25 protein-coding genes are annotated in these 25,052 nt (G+C 37.4%); 22 read left to right on the forward strand and 3 right to left on the reverse strand.

What is annotated here, in order from left to right:
* Window position 1: 1 nt before the first annotated feature.
* Entirely contained in the window at window positions 2-766 is a 765-nt protein-coding gene (locus KHA96_RS01830) for a tRNA threonylcarbamoyladenosine dehydratase (RefSeq protein WP_213127591.1), read from the forward strand.
* A gap of 43 nt (window positions 767-809) precedes the next feature.
* Here the strand turns inward: KHA96_RS01830 and KHA96_RS01835 are convergent, their stop codons facing one another.
* Window positions 810-2,051, reverse strand: a complete 1,242-nt coding sequence (locus KHA96_RS01835; protein WP_213128645.1) for a replication-associated recombination protein A — start codon at window positions 2,049-2,051, stop codon at window positions 810-812.
* Between the two features lie 146 nt (window positions 2,052-2,197).
* On the opposite strand from KHA96_RS01835, the gene KHA96_RS01840 reads away from it, so the two are divergent.
* From KHA96_RS01840 to mtnN, 20 genes are all read left to right on the forward strand, one after another.
* On the forward strand, window positions 2,198-2,863 hold the full coding sequence (locus KHA96_RS01840) for a YczE/YyaS/YitT family protein (RefSeq protein ID WP_213127592.1): 666 nt from the start codon (window positions 2,198-2,200) through the stop codon (window positions 2,861-2,863).
* The gene (gene cymR / locus KHA96_RS01845; protein ID WP_213127593.1) at window positions 2,863-3,282 is read left to right on the forward strand and encodes a cysteine metabolism transcriptional regulator CymR; all 420 of its coding nucleotides are present in this window, start codon (window positions 2,863-2,865) and stop codon (window positions 3,280-3,282) included. Before KHA96_RS01840 ends, cymR begins: the two co-directional genes overlap by 1 nt.
* A gap of 21 nt (window positions 3,283-3,303) precedes the next feature.
* Complete coding sequence (locus KHA96_RS01850; protein ID WP_213127594.1) at window positions 3,304-4,446, forward strand: cysteine desulfurase family protein; 1,143 nt, start codon at window positions 3,304-3,306, stop codon at window positions 4,444-4,446.
* Between the two features lie 14 nt (window positions 4,447-4,460).
* Window positions 4,461-5,576, forward strand: coding sequence for a tRNA 2-thiouridine(34) synthase MnmA (gene mnmA, locus KHA96_RS01855; protein WP_213127595.1), 1,116 nt, complete (start codon window positions 4,461-4,463; stop codon window positions 5,574-5,576).
* A 79-nt stretch (window positions 5,577-5,655) separates the two neighbouring features.
* Window positions 5,656-6,327, forward strand: a complete 672-nt coding sequence (locus KHA96_RS01860) for a tetratricopeptide repeat protein (RefSeq protein WP_213127596.1) — start codon at window positions 5,656-5,658, stop codon at window positions 6,325-6,327.
* A 24-nt stretch (window positions 6,328-6,351) separates the two neighbouring features.
* A complete protein-coding gene (gene recD2, locus KHA96_RS01865) occupies window positions 6,352-8,736 on the forward strand; it encodes an SF1B family DNA helicase RecD2 (RefSeq protein WP_213127597.1) in 2,385 nt (794 codons plus the stop codon).
* Window positions 8,737-8,750: 14 nt separating this feature from the next.
* Window positions 8,751-9,293 carry a PRC-barrel domain-containing protein gene (locus KHA96_RS01870; RefSeq protein ID WP_249315210.1) on the forward strand — a complete coding sequence of 181 codons (543 nt, stop codon included), beginning with the start codon at window positions 8,751-8,753 and terminating at the stop codon, window positions 9,291-9,293.
* The gene (locus tag KHA96_RS01875) at window positions 9,265-9,453 is read left to right on the forward strand and encodes a hypothetical protein (protein WP_213127598.1); all 189 of its coding nucleotides are present in this window, start codon (window positions 9,265-9,267) and stop codon (window positions 9,451-9,453) included. Before KHA96_RS01870 ends, KHA96_RS01875 begins: the two co-directional genes overlap by 29 nt.
* A gap of 95 nt (window positions 9,454-9,548) precedes the next feature.
* On the forward strand, window positions 9,549-10,625 hold the full coding sequence (locus tag KHA96_RS01880; RefSeq protein ID WP_213127599.1) for an AI-2E family transporter: 1,077 nt from the start codon (window positions 9,549-9,551) through the stop codon (window positions 10,623-10,625).
* A gap of 304 nt (window positions 10,626-10,929) precedes the next feature.
* Complete coding sequence (gene alaS, locus KHA96_RS01885) at window positions 10,930-13,563, forward strand: alanine--tRNA ligase (protein WP_213127600.1); 2,634 nt, start codon at window positions 10,930-10,932, stop codon at window positions 13,561-13,563.
* 86 nt (window positions 13,564-13,649) lie between these two features.
* Complete coding sequence (locus KHA96_RS01890; protein WP_213127601.1) at window positions 13,650-13,916, forward strand: IreB family regulatory phosphoprotein; 267 nt, start codon at window positions 13,650-13,652, stop codon at window positions 13,914-13,916.
* A gap of 3 nt (window positions 13,917-13,919) precedes the next feature.
* Window positions 13,920-14,336, forward strand: a complete 417-nt coding sequence (ruvX, locus tag KHA96_RS01895; protein ID WP_213127602.1) for a Holliday junction resolvase RuvX — start codon at window positions 13,920-13,922, stop codon at window positions 14,334-14,336.
* Window positions 14,337-14,350: 14 nt separating this feature from the next.
* Window positions 14,351-14,638 (forward strand): DUF1292 domain-containing protein, encoded by a 288-nt coding sequence (locus tag KHA96_RS01900; RefSeq protein ID WP_213127603.1) that lies wholly within the window; start codon window positions 14,351-14,353, stop codon window positions 14,636-14,638.
* 296 nt (window positions 14,639-14,934) lie between these two features.
* A complete protein-coding gene (gene mltG, locus KHA96_RS01905) occupies window positions 14,935-16,092 on the forward strand; it encodes an endolytic transglycosylase MltG (RefSeq protein WP_213127604.1) in 1,158 nt (385 codons plus the stop codon).
* Window positions 16,093-16,112: 20 nt separating this feature from the next.
* Window positions 16,113-16,766: an O-methyltransferase gene (locus KHA96_RS01910; RefSeq protein ID WP_213127605.1), complete on the forward strand. Its 654-nt coding sequence runs from the start codon at window positions 16,113-16,115 to the stop codon at window positions 16,764-16,766.
* Between the two features lies 1 nt (window position 16,767).
* The gene (udk, locus tag KHA96_RS01915; RefSeq protein ID WP_213127606.1) at window positions 16,768-17,403 is read left to right on the forward strand and encodes a uridine kinase; all 636 of its coding nucleotides are present in this window, start codon (window positions 16,768-16,770) and stop codon (window positions 17,401-17,403) included.
* Between the two features lie 109 nt (window positions 17,404-17,512).
* On the forward strand, window positions 17,513-17,989 hold the full coding sequence (greA, locus tag KHA96_RS01920; protein ID WP_213127607.1) for a transcription elongation factor GreA: 477 nt from the start codon (window positions 17,513-17,515) through the stop codon (window positions 17,987-17,989).
* Between the two features lie 173 nt (window positions 17,990-18,162).
* A complete protein-coding gene (locus tag KHA96_RS01925) occupies window positions 18,163-19,926 on the forward strand; it encodes a penicillin-binding transpeptidase domain-containing protein (protein ID WP_213127608.1) in 1,764 nt (587 codons plus the stop codon).
* 300 nt (window positions 19,927-20,226) lie between these two features.
* Window positions 20,227-20,865 carry a DUF1510 family protein gene (locus KHA96_RS01930; protein ID WP_213127609.1) on the forward strand — a complete coding sequence of 213 codons (639 nt, stop codon included), beginning with the start codon at window positions 20,227-20,229 and terminating at the stop codon, window positions 20,863-20,865.
* Between the two features lie 30 nt (window positions 20,866-20,895).
* Window positions 20,896-21,588 (forward strand): 5'-methylthioadenosine/S-adenosylhomocysteine nucleosidase, encoded by a 693-nt coding sequence (mtnN, locus tag KHA96_RS01935; protein ID WP_213127610.1) that lies wholly within the window; start codon window positions 20,896-20,898, stop codon window positions 21,586-21,588.
* A gap of 38 nt (window positions 21,589-21,626) precedes the next feature.
* On the opposite strand, the gene KHA96_RS01940 is transcribed toward mtnN, so the two are convergent.
* The gene (locus KHA96_RS01940) at window positions 21,627-23,423 is read right to left on the reverse strand and encodes a M3 family oligoendopeptidase (RefSeq protein WP_213127611.1); all 1,797 of its coding nucleotides are present in this window, start codon (window positions 23,421-23,423) and stop codon (window positions 21,627-21,629) included.
* A gap of 195 nt (window positions 23,424-23,618) precedes the next feature.
* Here KHA96_RS01940 and sigK point away from each other — a divergent pair, with 195 nt between their 5' ends.
* Window positions 23,619-24,344, forward strand: a complete 726-nt coding sequence (gene sigK, locus KHA96_RS01945; protein ID WP_213127612.1) for an RNA polymerase sporulation sigma factor SigK — start codon at window positions 23,619-23,621, stop codon at window positions 24,342-24,344.
* A 158-nt stretch (window positions 24,345-24,502) separates the two neighbouring features.
* Here sigK and pssA read toward each other — a convergent pair whose 3' ends face one another.
* On the reverse strand, window positions 24,503-25,042 hold the full coding sequence (gene pssA, locus KHA96_RS01950) for a CDP-diacylglycerol--serine O-phosphatidyltransferase (RefSeq protein ID WP_213127613.1): 540 nt from the start codon (window positions 25,040-25,042) through the stop codon (window positions 24,503-24,505).
* Between the last annotated feature and the right edge of the window lie 10 nt (window positions 25,043-25,052).

The raw sequence follows: 25,052 nt of genomic DNA on the forward strand, positions 1-25,052 counted from the left end.
CATGTTGCATCAATTTTCGAGAAACGAGTTGGCAATTGGCAAGGATGGCCTAGAATTATTAAAAAACAGCACGGTTGCCGTTCTTGGTGTTGGCGGAGTAGGGACGTTTGCAGCCGAGGCATTGGCACGAAGCGGTGTAGGAAAACTAATTCTAGTTGATAAAGATGATGTAGATATAACAAACGTGAACAGACAACTTATTGCTTTACTTTCAACAGTTGGACAGCCCAAGGTTGATTTAATGAAAACAAGAATTGAAGATATTAACCCAGAATGTGAAGTTGTTGCTTTAAAAATGTTTTATACAGAAGACACATATGAAGCCTTTTTCGAACATCAACCCGATTTTGTTGTGGATGCTTCAGATACCATTTCTTATAAAATTCATTTAATCAAAGAATGCTTAAAGCGAGATATCTCGATCATTTCATCAATGGGCGCAGCTAATAAAATGGATCCAACCCGGTTAATGATTAAAGATATTTTTAAAACCCATACCGATCCAATTGCGAAAGTGATTAGAACAAAACTTAGAAAAGAAGGCATCAAAAAAGGAATACCTGTTGTTTTCTCTGATGAAAGTCCTATTGTTATTCGTGAGGAAGTTCGGAAAACGGTCGGGAAGGATGATTCAGAGATAAGAAAAGCGCAAATGCCGCCATCATCAAATGCATTTGTTCCTTCGACAGTTGGCCTAATTATGGCGAGCTACGTCGTACGTGAAATTTTGAAAGACATCCATATCCATAGAGTAAATGAAGGATGAAATAAAAGGCAGTTAAGTATAGATGACTTAGCTGCCTTTCAAATTAACTTTTATTGATTTTTTCATATATTGATGCAAGTGCTTGTTCAAATTTTCCTGTTAGCTTTGGTTTATAGTATTGCTTCCGCTTCAATTTATCAGGGAGATATTGCTGTTTGACCCAACCATTATCATAATCATGAGGGTATTTGTAATCAATGCCTCTTCCTAGAGCTTTTGCTCCTTTATAGTGGGCGTCTTTTAAATGGAGCGGAACTTCTCCACTCAAGCCTGCTCGAATGTCAGCCAATGCTTCATCAATGGCACATATGGCAGAATTAGATTTTGGTGATAAGCATAATTCTATAACAGCATTTGCTAGTGGAATTCGTGCTTCTGGAAAGCCAATTTTTTCTGCAGTTTGAATCGCTGCTAATGTCCGTGGACCTGCTTGTGGATTTGCAAGCCCAATATCTTCATAAGCAATCACGAGCAATCTCCTCGAAATACTCGGTAGGTCGCCTGCTTCAATTAAACGGCCTAAATAATGAAGAGCTGCGTTCGCGTCGCTTCCCCTTATGGATTTTTGAAAGCCGCTTAGTACATCATAATGGGCATCTCCGTCTTTATCATGTGCCAAGCTTTTCTTTTGAAGGCATTCTTCGGCAATCGCTTCAGTTATATAAATCACGCCGCCTTCATCTGGTTCAGTCGATAATACAGCTAGTTCTAATGCATTTAATGAACTTCTAGCATCTCCATTACTTGCTATTGCTAAATGATCTAAAGCTTTTTCCTCCAAAGAAATTGAATAAGAACCGAGCCCTCTTACAGGATCTTCCAATGCTCTCTGTAAAGTCTCTTTTATCTCCGTATCAGTTAAAGGAAATAACTCGAAAATTTGACAACGGCTTCTAATGGCGGGATTTATGGCGTGATACGGATTACTTGTTGTGGCACCTATTAAAATAATCATTCCGTTTTCTAAATATGGTAGCAAGAAATCTTGTTTTCCTTTATCAAGTCTATGGACCTCATCCAATAATAAAATTACCTTCCCGCTCATTTTCCCTTCTGCAGCTACAATTTCCATATCTTTTTTATTATTTGTTACGGCATTTAGTGTTCTGAAGGCATATTTTGTACTTCCTGCAATTGCACTGGCTATCGATGTTTTTCCGATTCCGGGAGGACCATATAATATCATTGAAGACAGTTGTTTTGCTTTCACCATTCTTGCTATAATTTTCCCTTCTCCAACTAAATGCTGCTGCCCAGCTATCTCTTCTATTGATTGGGGGCGCATTCTAAAGGCCAAAGGTTGTGTTTTCACAGTTAATCTCTCCAAACTGACGTTCTATACTATTCATTCTATCATAACAAAACATCAGCATGTATGCATTTAAGAATATGTATGTGCTATAATTGAGCAATGCAAAGGAGTAAACGCGTATGCCAAAACATAAAAATAGTTTTTTCAGACTCATTATTTTTACGGTAGGCTTACTAATCATGTCTTTGGGGATTGTGTTAATGATTATATCGAACTTTGGCGTTTCTCCTTGGGATGTATTGCATGTAGGTCTTTATTATCAATTAGGATTGTCGATTGGCACTTGGTCCGTTCTCGTTGGTGTAACAATATTAGGAAGTTCAGCAATTTTAATGAAGAAATGGCCCCAATATGGTGCATATTTAAATATGATTCTAATTGGTGTTTTTATAGATATGTTTATGCTTCTTCCATTTTTGACCGAACCAAATAGTCTGTTAGGAACAATAATTATGTTTTTTATAGGCATGCTCCTTTACTCATATGGAATGGGTATTTATTTGTCAGCTAAGCTTGGAGCGGGACCGAGGGATAGTTTTATGCTTGCCATACAGGAGAAAACTGGCTGGAAAGTATCGACGGTTCGTAGAATAATGGAAATAGCTGTTCTTTTTGTGGGATGGCTCCTAGGTGGGCCGGTTTTTATCGGCACACTTATATTCAGTGTCGCTATAGGAACGTTCATCGGTTTTGCTTTACCGCAATGCCAACAATTAACTGATAAAATATTAGAAAAAAATATAAATAATCACATTGAGAAAGAACTAGAACGAGGTGCAAGTTAATGAAAATTTCAACAAAAGGAAGATATGGATTAACGATTATGATTGAGCTGGCAAAAAGACATGGTGAGGGGCCTATTTCATTGAAGTCCATTGCACAAACCCACGATCTCTCAGAGCATTATTTAGAACAGTTGGCTGGACCGCTTCGCAATGCTGGTCTTGTTAGAAGTATAAGGGGAGCCTATGGCGGCTATGTTTTGGCTGATGAGCCTGCAAACATTACGGCTGGAGATATTATTCGTGTATTGGAAGGTCCTATTAGTCCTGTTGAAGGGATAGAAGATGAAGAACCGGCTAAACGTAAATTATGGATGAGAATTCGAGATGCGGTAAAAGATGTTTTGGATAATACAACAGTAGAGGATCTGGCCAATCATTCAGAAGATGATACGCCCGATGCTTATATGTTCTATATCTAATTTTTAGAAACAGGTGAAAACATGGATAGAATATATTTAGATCATGCGGCAACGACTCCCATTCATCCGCTTGTTGCAGAAAAAATTGTCTCTACAATGACAGACACATTTGGCAATCCATCCAGCATCCACTCATATGGACGTGAGGCAAGAAAGGTACTAGATGAATCACGAACGATATTGGCAAACAGTATAAACGCTCTATTTTCCGAAATTGTATTTACGAGTGGTGGAACGGAGGCTGATAATTTAGCAATTATTGGTGCGGCTCGAGCGAATAAACATAAAGGCAATCATATCATCACAACGACTATCGAGCATCATGCTGTTCTCCATGCATGTCACTTTCTTGAAAAGGAAGGATTTGAAATTACGTATTTGGCACCGGATGAACAAGGTATCATTAGTGCTGAATTAGTTCAACAATCTTTGCGCCCGGAAACGATACTTGTTTCGATTATGTACGGGAATAATGAAGTTGGCGCTATTCAGCCTATTAAAGAAATCGCTGATGCTTTATTATCTCATCAGGCAATATTTCATACTGATGCGGTCCAAGCTTACGGTGCAATCAAGATGGATGTAAAAAAACTGCATGTCGATTTGCTTTCTGTATCTGCACATAAAATAAATGGACCAAAAGGAATTGGTTTTTTATATGTGAAATCTGGAACAAAAATAAATCCTAGTACGTTTGGAGGGGAGCAAGAATTAAAAAGGCGTGCTGGGACTGAAAGTCTGCCCTTAATTGCAGGTTTTACTGAAGCCTCAGCTTTAGCAATGAGAGAGATGGATGCAAAAAATAGTTTTTATCAAAAATTAAAAGAAACTTTTTTGCAGACTTTATATGCTGAGAACGTTCATTTTCATGTGAATGGATCTCTCGATGCCTCCCTTCCACATATATTAAATATTAGTTTTCCAGGAACTGATGTTGAGGCGATGCTTGTGAATCTGGACATGGCTGGGATTTCAGCTTCCAGTGGATCCGCTTGTACAGCAGGTTCAATCGAACCATCACATGTTCTTGTCGCCATGTTTGGACCAAATTCAGAGAGAATTCGTAATTCGATTCGTTTTAGTTTCGGTTCTGATAATAAAATGAATGAAGTAAGTGAAGCCGCAAAAGAAACAGCAAGAATTGTTCATAGGCTTCAAAATTGAAAGGAAGATGAAAGATGATTAAATCGCCAAAAGATACGCGTGTTGTTATTGGTATGTCTGGCGGTGTTGATTCATCAGTAGCTGCTTTATTGTTAAAAGAGCAAGGATATGATGTAATTGGCATTTTTATGAAAAATTGGGATGATACAGACGAAAATGGTGTTTGTACAGCAACGGAGGATTATAACGACGTAATTCAAGTGTGCAACCAAATAGGCATTCCATATTATGCGGTTAATTTTGAAAAACAATACTGGGATAAAGTGTTTACGTATTTTCTCGATGAATATAAAGCAGGACGTACACCAAATCCGGATGTTATGTGTAATAAGGAAATAAAGTTTAAAGCATTTCTTGACCACGCGATGAAACTTGGCGCCGATTATTTGGCAACGGGTCACTATGCACAAGTTGAAATGCATGACGGAGAAGTAAAAATGCTCCGCGGAGTGGATACGAATAAGGATCAAACGTATTTTTTAAATCAATTAGATCAGGATCAACTTAAAAAAGTAATGTTTCCAATTGGATCTATTGATAAAAAGCGAGTAAGAGAAATTGCTGAAGAAGCCGGGCTTGCGACAGCTTCCAAAAAAGACAGCACCGGTATTTGCTTTATCGGTGAGAGAAATTTCAAGGAATTTCTAAGTGGTTATCTACCTGCCCAAAAAGGGGTAATGGAGACGCTTGATGGAAAAAAAGTTGGCGCGCATGATGGGCTAATGTATTATACTATCGGTCAACGCCACGGGCTTGGAATTGGTGGAGCGGGAGAACCTTGGTTCGTCGTTGGAAAAGATTTAGAGCGGAATGTACTATATGTAGAACAAGGTTTCGACCACCCTTCTCTATATTCTGATTCAATTCGTGCAGTGAACGTAAATTGGGTATCAGATCAAAAAAAACAGTCAGAATTTACTTGTACTGCAAAGTTTCGTTATCGTCAGCCTGATGAAGAAGTGACAGTACAGCTGCAGGAAAATGGCGAAGTAAATGTGTTATTTGCGAGACCAGTCCGTGCTGTAACCCCTGGACAAGCAGTCGTGTTCTACAATGGGGAAGAATGCTTAGGCGGCGGTACAATTGATACTATTTATAAAAATCACGAAAAACTTGCTTATGTCGGCTAAACTGCTTATCACTTTTATGATAGGCAGTTTTTTTTATGATATAATTTAAGTCAATTATTGAAAGTCCGGAGTGAATAGAATGGATAAAAATTTACAAGGAATTGAATTTTTACAAAAAGGAAATGTTGAAAAAGCAATTCAAATGTTTACGGAAGCGATAGAAGAAAATCCTCACGATGCTGTGGGATATGTGAATTTTGCCAACGTCCTTATTTCAGTAGGCGAGCTAGAGCGAGCTGAGCAATTTTTAAAAAGAGCGATAGAAATCGATGAGAAAGCATCGGCAGCTTATTATAGTTACGGTAATCTATACTTCAATAAAGAGCGTTATGATAAAGCGGCAGGAATGTTTGAGAAGGCTCTCGCGATTGGGCCGGAAACGAATGATCTCCAATACATGCTGGGAATGTGTTTTGTGAATCTTGGAAGAAATGAATTATCACTACCTTATTTGCAAAGAAGTGTGGAGCTTAATGATCAAGATATAGAAGCAAGATTTCAATACGCGCTATCATTGGCACGAAGCGAAGTTTATGATGAGGCGATAAAACAATTGGAGACAGTGATTAAAGAAGATTCTTATCATGCGGATGCCTTTTATAATTTAGGTGTTGCTTATTTAGCTCACCATGATGATACTGAAAAGTCACTTCATTGTTTTGATAAAGCTTTGGATATTCAACCAAATCATGCACTCGCAGGAAACGGCAAGAAGCTAGTGGAAGAATTGTCGGAAGAAAAAGGGCAGTAAACCACTAGAATGGGGGAATCAATTATGACTGTTCAGGATTCTCTTGATTTATTTCAAGAAAACGAAATATATATTAAAGGTCGACATCTTGTCACGATTTTTCATAATGAACAAAACTTTTATTCTGTCATCCGAATTAGAGTAGACGGAACAAATGTGGATCACAAGGAAAAAGAGGCGGTTGTCACCGGTTTTTTTCCTAAGCTTCATGACCAGGAAACGTATATTTTTTATGGTCAATTTAAAGAGCATCCGAAATTCGGATTGCAATTTAATGCTGACCATTTTAAAAAAGAATTGCCTCAAACGAAGCAAGGGGTCGTCACTTATTTATCAAGTGATTTATTCAAGGGTATAGGAAAAAAAACAGCGGAACGAATAGTTGAAACACTTGGTGAAAATGCTATATCCCGAATCTTGGGACAGCCATCCCTACTTGATGAAGTGCCAAAGCTTGCTCCTGAAACGGCAAAACAGTTATACGATACTTTGCTTGAGCATCAAGGGCTTGAACAAGTCATGATTGGACTAAATCAATACGGTTTTGGACCGCAAATTTCAATGAAAATATATCAAGTGTATAAAGATGAGACGTTGAGTGTTTTGCAAAAAAATCCCTTTCAACTAATTGAAGATGTGGAAGGGATCGGTTTCGTAAGAGCGGATGAACTAGGAAGTCAGCTAGGGATAACCGGGAGTCATCCTGATCGAATCAAAGCGGGTTGTTTATACGTTTTGGAGCAAGAATGTTTAAAAAATGGACATGTATATTTAGATAGCGCGGAAATTCTTGAAAAAGTAAAAATTTTACTAGAAGAAAGCCAAAGAATTGACATCCCTTTTCAGGATATTGCAACACAATTAATTAACCTTGAAGAAGAAGGGAAAATTGTTGGCGAAAACAAGCGTGTGTATATGCCTTCTTTGTATTTCTCAGAAAAAGGAATTGTATCAAATATCGAACGGATTATGGAGCAAACGGAATATGCCGAACAATTTCCTGATTCAGAATTTTTACTTGCTCTAGGTGATTTAGAGGAGCGATTACATGTTGAATATGCTCCATCACAACGAGATGCAATAAAAACTGCCTTATTGAGCCCAATGATGATTTTGACTGGTGGTCCCGGAACAGGTAAAACAACTGTGATTAAAGGGATTGTTGAGCTGTATGCAGAATTACACGGCTTATCACTCGACCCTTATTCTTATAAAAAAGAAGAACCATTTCCTATTCTACTGACAGCCCCAACAGGTAGGGCGGCAAAAAGGATGGCAGAATCGACTGGTTTGCCTGCCATGACGATCCATCGACTTTTAGGAATGACAGGACAAGAACAACTTGATTCTGATGAAATAAGGGAAATTGAAGGCAGGCTCGTAATCGTGGACGAAGTGTCGATGGTAGATACATGGCTTGCCCATCAATTACTAAAGGCATTGCCGCAATCAATTCAAGTCATTTTTGTAGGGGATGAAGACCAATTGCCGTCTGTCGGCCCCGGTCAAGTGCTGAAAGATTTAATTTATTCCAATATCATCCCAACTGTTCAACTGACAGACATTTATCGTCAAGAGGAAGGATCCTCTATCATAAATCTTGCTCACGAGATAAAAAATGGCAGAACACCAGTTGACCTCATTAAACAACAAAAAGACCGCTCCTTCTTTCAGTGCCAAACAGGACAAATAAGTGAAGTTATAAAAAAAGTCGTCCTAAATGCTAAACAAAAAGGTTATACAGCAAAAGACGTTCAAGTTCTTGCTCCAATGTACCGCGGACCTGCGGGAATAGATAATTTAAATAAAATACTTCAGGAAATTTTTAATCCTAATCATGATAAGAAAAGAAAAGAACTTAACTTTGGAGAAGTTACATTTAGAATCGGCGACAAAGTGCTACAGTTAGTAAATCAACCTGAACAACATGTTTTTAATGGGGATATGGGAGAAATAATATCTATATTATACGCGAAGGAAAATACAGAAAATCAAGATATGGTGATCGTCTCTTTCGAAGGTACGGAAGTGACTTATACGAGAGGAGATTTAAACCAAATTACTCATGCATTTTGCTGTTCCATCCATAAGTCACAAGGTAGTGAATTTCCCATTGTCATACTTCCTGTCGTCCGCAGCTACTATAGAATGTTAAGAAGGAATTTACTCTATACAGCGATAACAAGAAGTAAGCAATTTCTTATATTATGCGGTGAAGAAAGTGCTTTTCGTATGGGGGTGGAACGTAAGGATGATCTAATTAGAAAAACATCCTTATATGAAAAATTAATTTCGGATTCACATTCGTCACAAATTCAACAACAAGAAGTTTTGTCAGAAGATACCATCTTGCTTATTGATCCAATGATCGGCATGGAAAATGTTTCGCCTTATGATTTTTTGAATTGAGGAGGAAAATATAAATGTTCGGAAAGGCAGGGGATTCTTTGCGGACATTTTCTCTTTTAAAAGGGATGCCTGTTTATGAAAAAAATGGAGACTTGCTTGGTGAAGTGTGTGACATTGTCATTCAGGAAAGCGGACAAGTATCCCATCTTTTACTTCAATGTAAAGGCTTAATTGGTAATAAACATACAGTTCCAATTAAGAATATTATTTCGTTTGGTCATGATGGGATCTTGCTTGAAAGTAAAGAGCTTCTCACAAAATATAAAGGAAAGCCTTCTGAATACACGATGCATCATGACAAGCCACTTATGAAGAAACATACTTTATCGCAAATAGGCGACCAGCTTGGTCTATTAGATGATGTATATTTTCTGGAAGAATTGGGCACAATCATAGGGTATGAACTGACGGATGGTTTCTTTTCTGATATAACTCAAGGAAAACGAGTGATCAGAACTCCCCACCCACCTAAGATTGGAAAAGATGCCATCATCGTGTCGGTAACTAAGCTGCGAGGTGGCAAGCCCTATGATGAAATGTCCAAATTGCCAAAGTAAGGATCTTGGTAAAATAGGCATCAATCAATATTATTGTTGGAACTGTTTTATTGAATTGTCAGTTGGTAATCGAATGATACACACACATCAAGTTGAAGAAGATGGGTCTTTAAGTTCATTGGACGACTTGTTTAATGAACAGGAACGAAAACTGAGCTAATCAACATGGGAAACTGTCCTTTTAGGGCAGTTTCTTTATGTACAGAGGATAAAACTGTTTTGGTTTCGGAAAACTAACAACGAGGGGGAATCATTGTGAATCAGCACCATCTCCGAGTTATTTACCGATTAATTATCGTATTGCTTATTTTTATCATTATTTATTGCTTTTTATTATTAAAGCCTATTTGGAGGCCTATTTTGACAACTGTGATGATTGGTCTCCTTCCATTTTTTTTAAGTGGGCTTATCGCTTATTTATTGCATCCGTTGGTTGAGAAGCTAGAGAGCTTAGGGATGAAAAGATATCTAGCCATATTACTTATTTATCTCATCTTTTTTGGTGGTACTGGATTCGCCATTTATTTAGGGATTCCAATGATGATTAAACAGATGAAAGAGTTTTCTGAACAACTGCCTATCTTTATTGATCAATATCGAGAATGGATTCATCAAGTAGAGACCTCGACATCAAATTTCCCAGAAGGAATCCAAATACAAGTTGACGAAAGAATTAATGATGTTGAACAATGGTTTGGCAAGATTATTGAAAAAACGACGAAAGCCTTAATGAATATTGTTGATTTTTTACTCATTTTATTAGTTGTACCATTTCTTTCTTTTTATATGCTTAAGGATTTAGATGCAATCAAAAAAGCGTGCTGGTATATGACTCCGAAGAAGTGGCGGCGAAATGGGGTTCAATTTTTGGATGCTGTCAACGAATCGTTAGGCGGCTATATCCGTGGACAAATTCTTGTATGTGCAATAATTGGTGTGGCTGCTACAATCGCTTTTGGAATAATTGGAGTACATTATCCGGTTTTATTGGGCATTATCATTGCCATAACAAATGTAATTCCCTATTTTGGTCCACTTATTGGTGCCGTACCCGTTATCTTGATAGCACTAATGTCCTCCGTTAAATTGGCCATTATAGCTGGTGTAGTAGTATTCATTCTTCAGTTTATAGAAGGGAATATATTATCACCATATATTGCTGGGAAATCCTTGCACATGCACCCCTTATTTATCATCGCCGCTCTTATTGTTGGAGGAGAAGCATTTGGAATTATTGGGATGATAATGTCTGTTCCAATATTGGCTGTTGTAAAAATCGCTATTATTCATTCAAGGGACCATTTAATTAGAACGAGGCAGACTGAGCATTGACAAAGAATCCCAAGTTCTCTATAATCTCTATTATAAATTCAAATATAGTTAAATTGAAGAAGGATCTAAATGTTATAGCCCATCTATAGAGAGGAATTTCCTAGGCTGAAAGAAATTCCAGATGAAGAATGACAGATGCCAATCCTGAGAGTAGCTAATTCCTGCCGTTAACCGCGTTAAGGTACTGAGATAAAAGCATAGTATGTATGCTTTTGAATCAGGGTGGTACCGCGTACAATAAGCTTCGCCCCTGTTTAGGGGTGGGGCTTTTTATTTTTTTCAAGTATATTAGGAGGTATTGACAATGAAAGAACTTACTGGTTCACAAATCAGGAAAATGTTTTTAGATTTTTTTCAAGAGAAGGGCCACAGAATAGAACCTAGTGCTTCACTTGTTCCGCATGACGATCCAACATTATTATGGATTAACAGCGGTGTAGCCACATTAAAAAAATATTTTGATGGTAGGGTTATTCCCGAAAATCCGCGTATCGTAAATGCCCAAAAATCGATTCGTACTAACGATATTGAAAATGTAGGGAAAACGGCTAGGCATCACACATTTTTTGAGATGCTAGGAAACTTTTCAATTGGTGATTATTTCAAAGCAGAAGCGATTGAATGGGCTTGGGAATTTTTAACGAGTCCAAAATGGATTGGATTCGAAGCTGATAAATTATCTGTTACGATTCATCCGGAAGATGATGAAGCTTTTGATCTTTGGAATACAAAGATTGGCCTTCCAAAGGAAAGAATCATTCGCCTAGAGGGTAACTTTTGGGATATCGGAGAGGGTCCAAGTGGTCCGAACACAGAAATATTTTATGACAGAGGTCCGGAATTTGGAGATGATTTCGAAGATCCGGAACTTTATCCAGGTGGAGAAAATGAACGATATTTAGAAATTTGGAATCTTGTATTTTCACAATATAACCATAATCCTGATGGCTCATATACGCCGCTCCCTAAGAAAAACATTGATACAGGGATGGGATTAGAGCGAATGGCTTCTGTTATTCAAAACGTGCCAACGAACTTTGATACCGACTTGTTTTTACCTATAATTCGTGAAACAGAAAAAATATCCGGTACATCTTACGGATCAAATTCTGAAAATGATACTGCTTTTAAAGTGATTGCCGATCATATTCGTACTGTAGCATTTGCGATTGCGGACGGAGCTTTGCCTTCTAATGAAGGTCGCGGCTATGTATTGCGTAGACTTTTAAGAAGAGCAGTTAGATATGCGAAACATATTCATATTGATAAGCCATTTATGTTCAAACTTGTGCCGGTTGTAGGCGAAATTATGAAAGACTTTTACCCTAATGTTGTGGAAAAAACCGACTTCGTTCAAAAGGTAATTAAGAATGAAGAGGAGCGTTTTCACGAAACATTGAATGATGGTTTAGAGATCCTTTCATCAATCATTCAAAAAGCGAAACAAGAGGGCAAAAACATTATTAATGGATCAGATGTATTTAAACTTTATGACACATATGGATTTCCCGTTGAACTAACAGAAGAATATGCTGCAGAAGAAGAGATGACGGTTGATCATGAAGGCTTTGACATCGCAATGGAGGAACAGCGTGAACGGGCAAGATCTGCTAGACAGGATACCGAATCGATGCATGTGCAAGGCGGCATCCTAGGAGATATACAAGTTAGCAGTACTTTTATCGGATACGAAAACCTGCAGGCTGATACAATTGTTCAGGCGATTATCAAAAATGGCGAACTTGTCCAAGACGCTCGTGAGGGTGAAAAAATTGATTTAATCCTTGAAAAGACGCCTTTTTACGCAGAAAGTGGAGGGCAAATTGCTGACCAAGGGGTAATCACTGCACCGGGCTTGACTGTAAAAGTAACGGACGTTCAAAAAGCACCAAATGGACAAAACTTACATTCCGCTGAAGTGGTTGCTGGAGTTTTACAGCAGGGAATAAATATACATGCACAAGTAAATGAAGGTAATCGCAGAAAAATTGAGAAAAACCATACAGCAACGCATTTGCTTCATCAAGCATTAAAAGATGTCCTTGGCAACCATGTAAACCAAGCTGGTTCATATGTTGGTCCTGAACGACTGCGATTTGATTTTTCGCATTTTGGTCAAGTAAAACCTGATGAACTTGAAAAAATTGAACAAATTGTGAATGAGAAAATTTGGGATAGTATATCAGTTACAATCACGAATAAAAGTCTAGAAGAAGCGAAGGCCATGGGAGCAATGGCTTTATTCGGCGAAAAGTATGGAGATGTCGTTCGTGTCGTTTCCGTAGATGATTATAGCTTGGAATTGTGCGGAGGCTGCCACGTTTCAAATAGTTCATCGATTGGCTTATTTAAAATTGTTTCAGAAAGTGGAATTGGTGCAGGAACGCGAAGAATTGAAGCTGTAACAGGTGAAGGGGCTTATCTCGTAATGAATGACGAAATTATGAGGTTCCACCAGGCAGCTGATATTTTAAAAACTAAGCCGAAGGATATGGTTCATCGAGCAGAAACTTTGCTTACCGAAATAAAGGACCTTCAACGCGAAAATGAATCATTGTCCTCAAAACTTGCAAATATTGAAGCAGGGAGTATGCTTAAATATGTAGAGGAAATAGATGGCATTAAAGTGTTAGCGCAAAAAGTTCAGGCATCCGATATGAACACACTTCGCAACATGGCGGATGATTTGAAGCAAAAAATAGGCACTGGAATCATCGTTTTAGGATCAAATCACAATGATAAAGTAAATATTATTGCTGCTGTTACGAAGGATTTAATTGACAAAGGCTATCACGCTGGAAAACTCGTTAAGGAAGTAGCTGGCCGCTGTGGGGGTGGCGGTGGTGGACGCCCTGATATGGCGCAAGCAGGCGGCAAAAACCCAGATCAACTAGATTCCGCTCTAGGCTTTGTAACTGAATGGGTAAAATCCGTTTGATTCCGAGAAGAAATCATGTACAATGAAGATAATATGTGACAATCAGGCCTATCTGTAAATGGTATGTCTTAAGAGAGGTGTTGTAAATGAGCTCTTTTGATAAAACGATGCGTTTTGATTATCAAGAAGACCCAATGGAGCAAGATGTAAAAGAAGTGCTGCTTCATGTGTATGGTGCTCTTCAGGAAAAAGGTTATCATCCAATCAACCAAATTGTCGGTTATCTGCTTTCAGGGGATCCTGCATATATTCCAAGGCATCATGACGCACGCAATATCATGAGAAAGCTGGAACGCGACGAAATCATCGAAGAATTGGTGAAATCGTATTTAAAACAACATCGTGAGGGATAATAAATGAGAGTAATGGGCCTTGATGTTGGATCTAAAACGGTCGGAGTGGCTATTAGTGATGAAATGGGCTGGACTGCACAAGCAATAGAAACGATCGCCATAGATGAAAACATAAAAAGGTTTGGATTTGAAAGAATTGGTGAAATAATTAAGGAATATGATGTAAAGGAAATTATTGTTGGTCTGCCGAAAAATATGAATAATACGATTGGTCCACGAGGTGAGGCTTCACAATATTACGCTGAAAAGCTGAAATCACTATTTGAAATTCCTGTTAAACTTTGGGACGAGCGCCTAAGTACGATGGCTGCAGAGCGGATTTTATTGGAAGCAGATGTCAGTAGAAAAAAACGAAAAAAAGTAATCGATAAAATGGCGGCCGTGATGATTTTACAAGGTTATCTGGACAGCCAACAATAATGAGGTGAAGGAAAATGGAAAACGGGGAAAAACACATTACAGTAGTAGATGAAAATGGAAACGAACAGCTATTTGAAGTATTATTTACATTTGATTCCGATGAATTTAATAAATCATATGTATTATACTTCCCTGTTGGTGCTGAAGAAGACGAAAACGAAGAAATCGAAATTCATGCCTCTGCTTACACTCCTAATGATGAAGGAGAAGAGGGCAGTCTCCAGCCGATTGAAACGGATGAAGAGTGGGAAATGATAGAAGAGATGCTTAACACTTTTCTGGATGAGGAAGAAGAAGAATAAATATTATACAAGCCAATCCTATATGGGTTGGCTTTTTTGTGCAGCTATAGTGTTTTTCGACTAGCAATCTTCTTAAACTTTTCTTTTACATATGTATCATCTACTCTCCTGAAAGTTCGCCATGTTTCCTTTATCATACGTCTTTAGCGCCGAAGTTTGCACGTCGATGATTACGGTGCTTGCACTCTCCTAACAATTCTTCAATTTTCGAGTGAAAAATGTACAATTTGTAGTATAATGTACAAAGTATCGTAGAGAAACTCTATCCAGCTGCGTTTAAAAGGGGGATTGCCAAAGTGGCAGATAAAGAAAGCCGTGGCACAAATAAGCTTGACTTAAAAACAAAAATTAGAAATAACTTAATAGAGAGGCGAAACGAGGCGAAAATCATAAGAAGAATCGTAGCAATTATTACACTAATTGTATTGCTAGTTGCAGGTGGGGTAGGATTCATTGGATATAATTACATCAAATCCGCTTTACAGCCTGTTGATCCAAACAATAATAAACAAACTGAAGTCGATATTCCAATCGGATCCTCAACGACATCCATCGGTAAACTTCTTCAGAAAAAAGGCATAATAAAAAATGGGACTATTTTTAAATACTATGTTAAGTTAAATAACATATCAGGATTTCAGGCAGGTAATTATAAATTTACTCAATCTATGACGCTTGAGGAAATAGCGGCTACATTGCAAACGGGTAAGCTTGTAAGGGAAGCATTATTTAAAATGACCATTCCAGAGGGGCTTCAACTCGATCAGATTGCTAAAATAATCGCGAAACATACAGGTATGTCATCGGAAGAGATTACAAAAAAGCTTGACGATCCAGAATTAATTAAGCAACTTATGAAAAAATATCCTGAGATTTTGACGGATGATATTTTAAATGAAAATATTAAACATCCACTCGAAGGATATTTATTTCCAGCTACTTATTCTTTTTATGAAGAAAAACCTTCGTTAGAATCAGTTATTGGTGAAATGCTATCGCAAACAAAGAAAATCGTTGTAAAATATTCGGGAACGATGGAAGAAAAAGAAATGAATGTCCATAAGCTTCTCACAATGGCATCATTAATTGAAAAAGAAGCTACTGAAAAAGCAGATAGACATAATATCTCAAGTGTTTTTTATAATCGGATAAAGCAAGGCATGCCTTTGCAAACAGATCCAACTGTATTGTACGCACTGGGAAAACATAAAGATAGAACATTATATGAGGATTTAAAAGTAGATTCTCCTTATAATACGTATAAGCATGAAGGTCTAACGCCTGGACCAATTGCTAATGCAGGCGAAACATCAATAGAAGCAGCTCTAAATCCTGCAAAAACGGAATATTTATATTTTCTCGCTGAATACGGAACAGGGGAAGTTCATTACTCTAAAACATTGGAAGAACATAACGCTTTGAAGGATAAATATATTACGAATAAAAGGGACTAAGCTATAGGGGGTTTCATTTCTTGGACGATTCTATCAAGAGTTATCTTGAATCATTTATACAAGAGAGAAATTTATTTTTTAAAGAGTTGGAACAGTTTGCTGTAGAACATCGAGTACCTATTATGGAACCAACAGGAATCGAAACGATGCTGCAAATGTTGAGAATCCAAAATCCAAAAAGGATACTGGAAATAGGCACAGCGATTGGTTATTCAGCTTTAAGAATGGCTGATGTGCTTCAAGACGCGCAAATTGTTACGATGGAGATGGATGAAGTAAGAATAGAGCAAGCCATGGCGAATATTAAAAGATCTGAAATGGAAAGTCGAGTAACAGTGATAGAAGGAAATGCTTTGGACTTATATGAAAAAGCGGCTGCCCATGGACCATACGACGCCATTTTCATCGATGCAGCGAAAGGCCAATATGTAAAATTTTTCAATATGTACAAAGAACTTTTAACAAAACATGGCTGCATTTATACAGATAACGTATTATTTAAAGGAATAGTAGCAGGGAATAATCAAACTGAAAATAAACGATTATCTAGTGTTGCGGAAAAAATAAAGAAATTTAATCATTGGCTTTTTGAACAAAAGGATTTTACAACGGTTATCATTCCTGTAGGCGACGGATTGGCAATCAGTAAAAAAATAGATGTTGGGAGTCTTTAGGATGGACCGTAAACCCGTTATCATTGGAGTAGCAGGAGGATCAGGTTCTGGTAAAACGAGTGTAACAAATACAATATATGAAACCTTTAAGGGACACTCCATACTGGTTATTGAACAAGATTATTATTATAAAGATCAAGGGCATCTTCCGATGGAGGAGCGGCTGAAAACGAATTATGATCATCCTCTTGCTTTTGACCATGACCTTCTCATTAACCATCTTGAAAGACTTTTATGCTATGAATCGATTGAAAAACCAGTGTATGATTACAAGCAACATACAAGATCGGATAAAACGATTCATGTCGAACCGAAAGATGTCATAATAATTGAAGGAATTTTAGTATTAGAAGACGAGAGATTGCGCAATTTAATGGATATAAAAATATTTGTTGATACGGATGCTGATTTACGAATTATTCGGCGCTTAGTAAGGGATATGGAAGATCGGGGAAGATCATTCAATTCGGTGATAGCACAATATTTAAATGTTGTGAGACCTATGCACAACCAGTTTATTGAACCGACGAAACGATACGCTGATGTCATCATTCCAGAAGGTGGGCAAAACCATGTCGCCATCGATTTAGTAGCAACAAAGATTAAAACTATTCTTGAACAAAAGTCATTTTTGTAATACGATAGCATAGATACTATTATATGTACTATGACGCGCCTGCGATAGGCGCGTCATCATGTATTACATACACAAAATTTGGAATGTATCTGATAAGGAGTGAAGGGATTTGGCTACGGAAAAGGTATTTCCTATGACGGAAGCTGGAAAAGAGAAGCTTGAACAGGAGCTTGAATATTTAAAATCAGTTAGAAGAAAAGAAGTGGTAGAACGCATAAAAATTGCCCGCAGCTTTGGCGATTTATCGGAGAACTCCGAATATGATTCGGCTAAAGAAGAGCAGGCATTTGTAGAAGGACGAATTACTACGATTGAAAATATGGTTCGCAATGCAAAAATCATTCAAGATGACGAATTAAATTCTGATATCGTTACACTCGGAAAAACAGTTACATTTGTTGAACTGCCAGATGGCGATGAGGAAACATACACAATTGTAGGAAGTGCAGAGGCTGACCCATTTGAAGGCAAAATCTCAAACGATTCTCCTATTGCCAAAAGTTTACTCGGCCACAAAGTAGATCAAGAAGTAACAGTCCAAACACCTGGAGGAGAAATGAGAGTTCGACTCCTTTCAATCAAATAAACCTTTGAACACGATTCCATTTCTATAATGGGATCGTGTTTTTGTTTTTGGAATTGCTTGAATTGTTCGGAATTTGTTTGAGTGCCTGGCACTCGAACAATTTGAACAATTCTTTTTATTGTTGGTTATTCATCTCGAAGAACAGGGCAACAATGGTTTTTGAGGTGGTTTTTATGCGAGGAAGGCGAATTAGGTTTTTGTCGGCGATTATGGTTGTCATGATGTTGGTTATGATTGTAAGGCTGATGCAAGTGCAATTATTTTTTACTGAAAATTTTACGAAGCATCATGTGAATCTTTTAAATGAGAGTGTTAGGCAAAGGACTCAAGAGGTTTTAATTGACGATGGCAGAGGACATTTTTTAGATAATGAGGGACTGCCACTTTCATACGATGAAAAAATTGTACTTGTTTTATTTCCTTTTCTAAAAAATATTGAGTGGGATGAAAATCGGCTTGCTAATATTATGAATATCCAAAAAGAAGAGGTAGATCGAATATTAAATAATGCGAAAAAGCCATTAATTTATGGAGAAATTTCGTCAGTACAGGCTAAAGAAATAACAAAAATGAATATACCAGGACTATATGCAATTAAAAAAAAATACCCATCTACAAACAATATTGCTAGTCAACTTATTGGTGTTATAGGGGAGAACAGTGAAGAATTTTGGAAAAGGTATCCTGATAAAAAAAGTACTGGATCACTAAAAATAGGTGTTACTGGTATGCAGAAAAATTTTGATGAATTTTTAATCGCCGAAAATCCCTCCAAACTCGTTTTTCATGTTGACGGTATTGGCGCACCTTTATTTGGAATAGATGTCAAATATTCAGGTCAAAGCAATCCTTATTATCCACTAATGGTAAAAACCACCATTGATAGTCAATTGCAGAATGGTATGGAAGCCTTATTAGATAAACATAACATTACAAAAGGCGGTGCATTGCTTCTAGATATTGAAACAGGAAATATTTTAGCATCCGCTTCAAGACCGACGCTTAATCGCGACAATCCATTTTCGGACGATGGAACAGCAGATATGATGCTAGAACAACATATTCCGGGTTCAGTATTTAAAACAGTTGTAGCTGCTGCTGCAGTTGATAAAGGATTTGTTGATAATAATGAGCAATTTAATTGTTCTCTTACGATCCGAGGTGAACCTGCTGAAAGAGATTTAGGACTTCTTCCTCTAGAGGAAAGTTTTTCTAGAAGCTGTAATAAAACATTTGCCGAATTGGCTGTCAGATCGATGGAGGAAAGCCCTAATTTATTAGAGGATTATGCTGAACAGCTTGGTTTAACCGGATTTTCAGGGTGGCAAGGCGATGTTTTCTATTTAAAAGATTTTAAGCAATTTACACAAGCATCTGGAAGAATATTTACATCTGATGAAAATAGAAAAGATCAAAATTATGTAGGACAAACAGGAATCGGCCAGCATGAAGTTCGCGTCTCACCTCTTGGTGTAGCAAATATGATGGCTACAATTGCTAGAGGTGGAGAAAAGAAAACAATTCGGGCGGCAACTGAAATTCAGTATGCTGATAGTGGAGTGCTATTTCAATTTCCAGAACAAAAAGGTAAAGGCGATCATATCTCGACATCTACAGCAATGAAGCTTCAATCATTGCTTCGGAAAGTTGTAACCGATGATGAAGGAACGGGAAGCTTTTTTCAAAATTTACCATATGAGGTCGCTGGAAAAAGCGGTACGGCTGAAACAGGTGTTGAGAAAGACGGGGTTCAGCTTCACAATAAATGGTTCGCGGGCTATTTTCCTTTTGATCAGCCTAAATATGCTCTCGTCGTAGTAAATTTAGGTGTTCCTGGTGACCAAGGAGGCATTAATCCTCTTTTTGGAGATATCGTTACGATGGTTTTTCAAACAAATCAAGCAGAAAATAATGAAGTGAAACGAATAGAAGAGTAGTATTTATAATAAATGGAAGTTTGATTTGCAATAGTGTTTTCATGATCATGTGAATTTTGAATGCTACAAAATGACTGAGACGCTTTTTAAAAAAATAAAGATCACAATGAGTGTATCCACTATGACTTTTAGGCACAAAGTCAGGAGTGGCATTTAATGAAAGCAGTACGGCGATCTTTTCGAGAACAAGGTCACACGAATCCCTCCAACTGCTTTCTTTAAGTCCATTTCTGACTTTTTTAATTCACGTTTTCTCTTATCCGTGTTATGATAATGTCAATCGAAATGGAGGTTGATTTTGTGCCCATTGATTATAATCAGTCTGGTCCGCGTTCTGAGAAGCGGGCTAAACGTAGGAAAACAAACATTATTTTAAATTCACTGATTGCTATAGTCATTATTTTAATTCTTCTTGTTGGTAAAAATATTTTCTTCAGCAACCCTAAGTCCGAACCTAAGCAAACGAGTGGACAGGAAATTGAGAATAAAGAAGAAAAAAGCAAGGGTAACGAAGAAAAAGCTGTTGATGAAGATCCTAAGGAACAATCTGATAAGGGAGAACAACTAAATAACGAGGAAGAAACCAATAATTCCGGCAATATTGAACAAGAGAGCAATGAGCCAAATGTAGAAAAAGTAATTGTAAATCCTGATTGGAAACCCGTTGGAACAGTACAAACTGGACATCAACCATCTTATGAAATGGGTTCTGTAGATTGGGAGGAAAAGGAAAAGGCTGCAGCCTATGCGATAGATGCACCGGTTGAAAATATGACTACATGGTGGCTTAGACGTGGAGAGGATCCAGAAAACCAATCGATTTTAACCGTTTCAGCAAATGGCAGCTCAGATACATATGAAGTTTATATTGAGTGGGTGGATGGTGAAGGTTGGAAACCAACTGAGGTTAAAAAACTGATTGAAAACGATAGAAAATAATTGAACTGATTTTGAAAAGAGGTCATCAGCTTGAAAATTGCTATCATTGGAGCAATGGAAGAAGAAGTATCGCTTTTGCGTAGTAATATTACAGATAAACAAATGAATGAAGTAGCAGGCTGTGAGTTCACATCTGGGCAAATTGGCGAAAAAGAAGTCATTTTACTTAAATCAGGAATTGGAAAAGTTAATGCAGCAATGTCCACTACTATCTTATTGGAGAAGTATAAGCCCGATTTGATTATTAATACAGGTTCAGCTGGGGGCTACAATCCTCAGTTAAATATTGGAGACTTGGTTATTTCTACTGAAGTGCGCCACCACGATGTTGATGTGACGATCTTCGATTATGAATATGGTCAAGTCCCACAAATGCCGCCTGCATTTCTTGCAGATCCTTCCTTAATAGAAACGGCGCTTAAAGCTGTGAAAAATATTGAAGGGATACAAGCAGTAGAGGGGTTAATTGCGACTGGGGATTCTTTTATGAATGATCCGGAGAGAGTTGAATTTGTCCGAAATAAGTTTCCAAATCTACAGGCTGTTGAAATGGAGGCCGCAGCTATTGCACAGGTTGCCTATCAATTTAAAGTTCCATTCGTTATTATTCGTTCTTTATCTGATATAGCTGGGCAAGAATCTAATATATCTTTTGATGAATTTTTAGATAAAGCTGCAGTGAACTCTGCTAATTTAGTGTTAGAAATCGTAAAATCACTATAAAGAAAAGGACTCTCAGAATATGGAGAGTCCTTTCATTCTTATTTACCCTTAGTCATTTCCATAAATTCTTCTACATCTTTAATGCAAAGCTTTACTCCTTCTTCCCAAAATTCCCGCTTCGTCAAATCAACTCCAAGGTGCTTCATTGCAAGGTCTTCAACCATCATCGAACCTGTATCTTCAAGCATAGCCATGTATTTAATCTCATAGCCTTTCCCTTCTTTTACTGCTTGTGCGTAAATGCCGAGAGAGAATAAAAAGCCGAAGGTGTATGGGAAATTGTAAAATGGTACACCTGTTATAAAGAAATGCAATTTCGATCCCCAGAATAATGGATGATATTCTTTAAGAGAATCTAAATAAGCTTCTTTTTGAGCTTCTTCCATTAATTTATTTAACCGTTGTTTGCTGACGATGCCATTTTTTCGTTCTTCGTAAAAACGAGTTTCAAACAGAAATCTAGCATGAATATTCATAAGCAATGCAACTGAACGTTGGATTTTATCCTCAAGGAGGGCAAGTTTTACGTCATCGTTTTCTGCATTATTTACTGCCGCATCGGACACGATCATCTCGGCAAAGGTAGAAGCTGTTTCCGCTACATTCATAGCGTAGCTTCTATTTAAAGGGTGCGTATCCTTCAGTGCGTATGAATGAAAAGCATGACCTAATTCATGGGCTAGAGTAGACACATTTGATGGAGTTCCAGAGTATGTCATGAATATCCTTGATTGATCGTTTACTGGGAACGATGTGCAAAATCCACCAGGACGTTTGCCAGGACGATCCTCAGCTTCAATCCAGCGATTTTCAAATGCTTTTTCAGTAAATGATGTTAGCTCATCACCAAAATCTTGGAAGTGTTTCAAGATGAATTCTGCGCCTTCTTGATAACTATATGTCTTATTGACTTCACCAACTGGAGCATCTAGGTCATACCAGCTTAATTTATCCACTCCAAGAAGTTCTGCCTTTCTTTGCAGAAAGTCGGCAAATGGCTGTTTTAAATCGGAAATGACTTCCCACATAACGTCCAATGTTTCTTTTTGCATTCTGTTATATGTTAAAGCTTCTTTTAAAATATGATCCCAGCCTCTTTGCTTATAAACGGATAGGCGGAAACCTGATAAATGATTTAATGTATTTGCTAAAAGATCAGCTTGTTTATCCCATGCTTTTTCCCATTCTTCAAAAATTTGCTTTCTTATCTTAGGGTCAGAGCTTGAGAATTTATTTGCTGCTTGCCCGACAGATAATTCAACTTTTTTTCCGTGTTCTTCAAAAGGAATTTTTACATGTTTGACAATCGTATCATACATTTCTCCCCAACCATGGTATCCATCAATGCTTAATGCATTAATCAATGCTTCTTGTTCTTTTGGCAATTTTTCTGCTGCCTTACTGCGTCTTTCATTAAGCACAAACGATAGTGCTTGTAGAGAATTTTGTTGAAGTAGCCCATTCCATGTATCTACATCAATGTTTGACAACTTATCATCAAAATTCGTTAATATTGTGTTGAAATTTGAACTTAAAGTTGTTACCATTCCTCTAAGTTCATTCGCTCTTGTATCATTTGTATTCTGTGCTTGAAGACAACTTACGAATGCGCCGGCTTGTCTAATATTTTGAGAAACCACTTGAAGCTTTTCAAGTAAGCTCAATAATGAGGAATCATTTGTATTTGTAGGTATTACCCATGAATCAACCGCTCCCTCAAAGGCTTGCAGGTCTTTTTTTAGTTTTTCCAAATGCTCTATGAATTGTGGGGAGGTACTCCCTCCTTTAAAAAAGACATCTAAATCCCAAGTTAACTTATATGTAGTTGTTGTCAAAAAGAATCTCCTCCTTTGTTCATCTCTTTTATTATAGGCTCTTTTCTTATATTTTGTTGTTTTTTTATCCCGAAAGAGATAAATTCTTTTCCAAAATACAAGGTGAAAAGTCGTTATTTCTAATAGACAAGCAAAAGTTACCCAATTTTTACATATACATGGATACATAGGAACAATCTTGTTGGAGGTGAGGAATTGTCCGGTATCCTTACGGCGATTGGCTATGTAATAAAAGAATTGGTTTTTCTTGTATCGTATGTTAAGAATAACGCTTTTCCACATCCGTTAACCCAGGAAGAAGAGCAATTGAATTTAAAGAAAATGGCTGATGGAGACGAACATGCCCGTAATCTCCTCATCGAGCATAACTTACGGCTTGTAGCCCATATCGTTAAAAAGTTCGAGAATACGGGAGAGGATTCAGAAGACTTAATCTCTATTGGAACGATTGGGTTAATTAAGGCGATTGAAAGCTATTCATTCGGAAAAGGGACGAAGCTTGCCACATATGCTGCTCGCTGCATAGAAAACGAAATATTGATGCATTTACGCGCCTTAAAAAAGACGAAAAAAGATGTTTCACTTCATGATCCAATCGGGCATGATAAGGAAGGAAATGAAATCTCCTTAATTGATGTATTAAAATCTGAAGCAGAAGATATATTTGATACGATTCAGTTAAATATGGAATTGGAAAGAGTGAAGGAGTATATTGATGTATTGGATGAACGGGAAAAAGAAGTAATTATCGGTCGGTTTGGCCTGAATTTGGAAAAAGAAAGAACGCAAAGAGAAATTGCAAAAGAACTTGGCATTTCCAGAAGCTATGTGTCAAGAATTGAAAAAAGAGCATTGATGAAAATGTTTCATGAGTTTTATCGTGCCGAAAAGGAAAAGCTGAAAAAAACAAAAGAATCATAATAAAAACAGTCATCTTCTAAGAGTAAGCGAAGATGGCTGTTTCATATTTTAGGAATTAATCATTGGATACTTCGTAGGTAATTTGCGGGCTGCGTACTTTATCGTTAAACCTCTAAAAATTTATGTGCGCCTCTGTAAAAGCGCTTCAACCTTAACCTTTAAATCTTTTTAAAAGTAAATGTACTGATCATCAAAATTGATAAAATTAGAGTAATAAATAAGAATGAGTTCGATGGGAAATATGGAATAGCTAAATAACTAAGGGTTAATAAACAACCTGCTGACGTAATCGGGAGTCCCATAAAGTAGCCATTACTTTCTGTAATGTTAAACCTGGCTAGACGGAATGCTCCGCAGCCTATAAAAAAAACAGTAAGAAATATTCCGGGAAAGCCAAACAAATTAAGAATTCCTTGGTATAATAACAAGGCGGGGGCAACTCCAAATGAGATGATATCACTCATCGAGTCGAGCTGTTTTCCCATTTCTGATTCAATTTGCAGCTTGCGTGCAACAATTCCATCGAAACGATCCGCAAGTGCAGCAATAAAAATAAGTAAAAGACTTAGATGCAACTGGCCGTTGATTCCTACGAGAATAGCGCATCCGCCTAAACCGAGATTGGCCAAAGTAAGGACGTTAGCCGTTTGTGCTTTTAATTTTCTAATTGTTTGATCAAAGGCATCGACTAGGAACATTTTTTATCCT

This window comes from Bacillus sp. FJAT-49711 (genome assembly GCF_018343715.1).
GTDB lineage: Bacteria > Bacillota > Bacilli > Bacillales > Bacillaceae_C > Lederbergia.

Bases quoted from the DNA above. Each gene is read 5' to 3' on its own strand.
- KHA96_RS01830 (WP_213127591.1), top strand. From the start codon at position 2: ATGTTGCATCAATTTTCGAGAAACGAGTTGGCAATTGGCAAGGATGGC.
- KHA96_RS01835 (WP_213128645.1), bottom strand. From the start codon at position 2,051: ATGCGCCCCCAATCAATAGAAGAGATAGCTGGGCAGCAGCATTTAGTT.
- KHA96_RS01840 (WP_213127592.1), top strand. From the start codon at position 2,198: ATGCCAAAACATAAAAATAGTTTTTTCAGACTCATTATTTTTACGGTA.
- cymR (WP_213127593.1), top strand. From the start codon at position 2,863: ATGAAAATTTCAACAAAAGGAAGATATGGATTAACGATTATGATTGAG.
- KHA96_RS01850 (WP_213127594.1), top strand. From the start codon at position 3,304: ATGGATAGAATATATTTAGATCATGCGGCAACGACTCCCATTCATCCG.
- mnmA (WP_213127595.1), top strand. From the start codon at position 4,461: ATGATTAAATCGCCAAAAGATACGCGTGTTGTTATTGGTATGTCTGGC.
- KHA96_RS01860 (WP_213127596.1), top strand. From the start codon at position 5,656: ATGGATAAAAATTTACAAGGAATTGAATTTTTACAAAAAGGAAATGTT.
- recD2 (WP_213127597.1), top strand. From the start codon at position 6,352: ATGACTGTTCAGGATTCTCTTGATTTATTTCAAGAAAACGAAATATAT.
- KHA96_RS01870 (WP_249315210.1), top strand. From the start codon at position 8,751: ATGTTCGGAAAGGCAGGGGATTCTTTGCGGACATTTTCTCTTTTAAAA.
- KHA96_RS01875 (WP_213127598.1), top strand. From the start codon at position 9,265: ATGATGAAATGTCCAAATTGCCAAAGTAAGGATCTTGGTAAAATAGGC.
- alaS (WP_213127600.1), top strand. From the start codon at position 10,930: ATGAAAGAACTTACTGGTTCACAAATCAGGAAAATGTTTTTAGATTTT.
- KHA96_RS01890 (WP_213127601.1), top strand. From the start codon at position 13,650: ATGAGCTCTTTTGATAAAACGATGCGTTTTGATTATCAAGAAGACCCA.
- ruvX (WP_213127602.1), top strand. From the start codon at position 13,920: ATGAGAGTAATGGGCCTTGATGTTGGATCTAAAACGGTCGGAGTGGCT.
- KHA96_RS01900 (WP_213127603.1), top strand. From the start codon at position 14,351: ATGGAAAACGGGGAAAAACACATTACAGTAGTAGATGAAAATGGAAAC.
- udk (WP_213127606.1), top strand. From the start codon at position 16,768: ATGGACCGTAAACCCGTTATCATTGGAGTAGCAGGAGGATCAGGTTCT.
- KHA96_RS01925 (WP_213127608.1), top strand. From the start codon at position 18,163: ATGCGAGGAAGGCGAATTAGGTTTTTGTCGGCGATTATGGTTGTCATG.
- pssA (WP_213127613.1), bottom strand. From the start codon at position 25,042: ATGTTCCTAGTCGATGCCTTTGATCAAACAATTAGAAAATTAAAAGCA.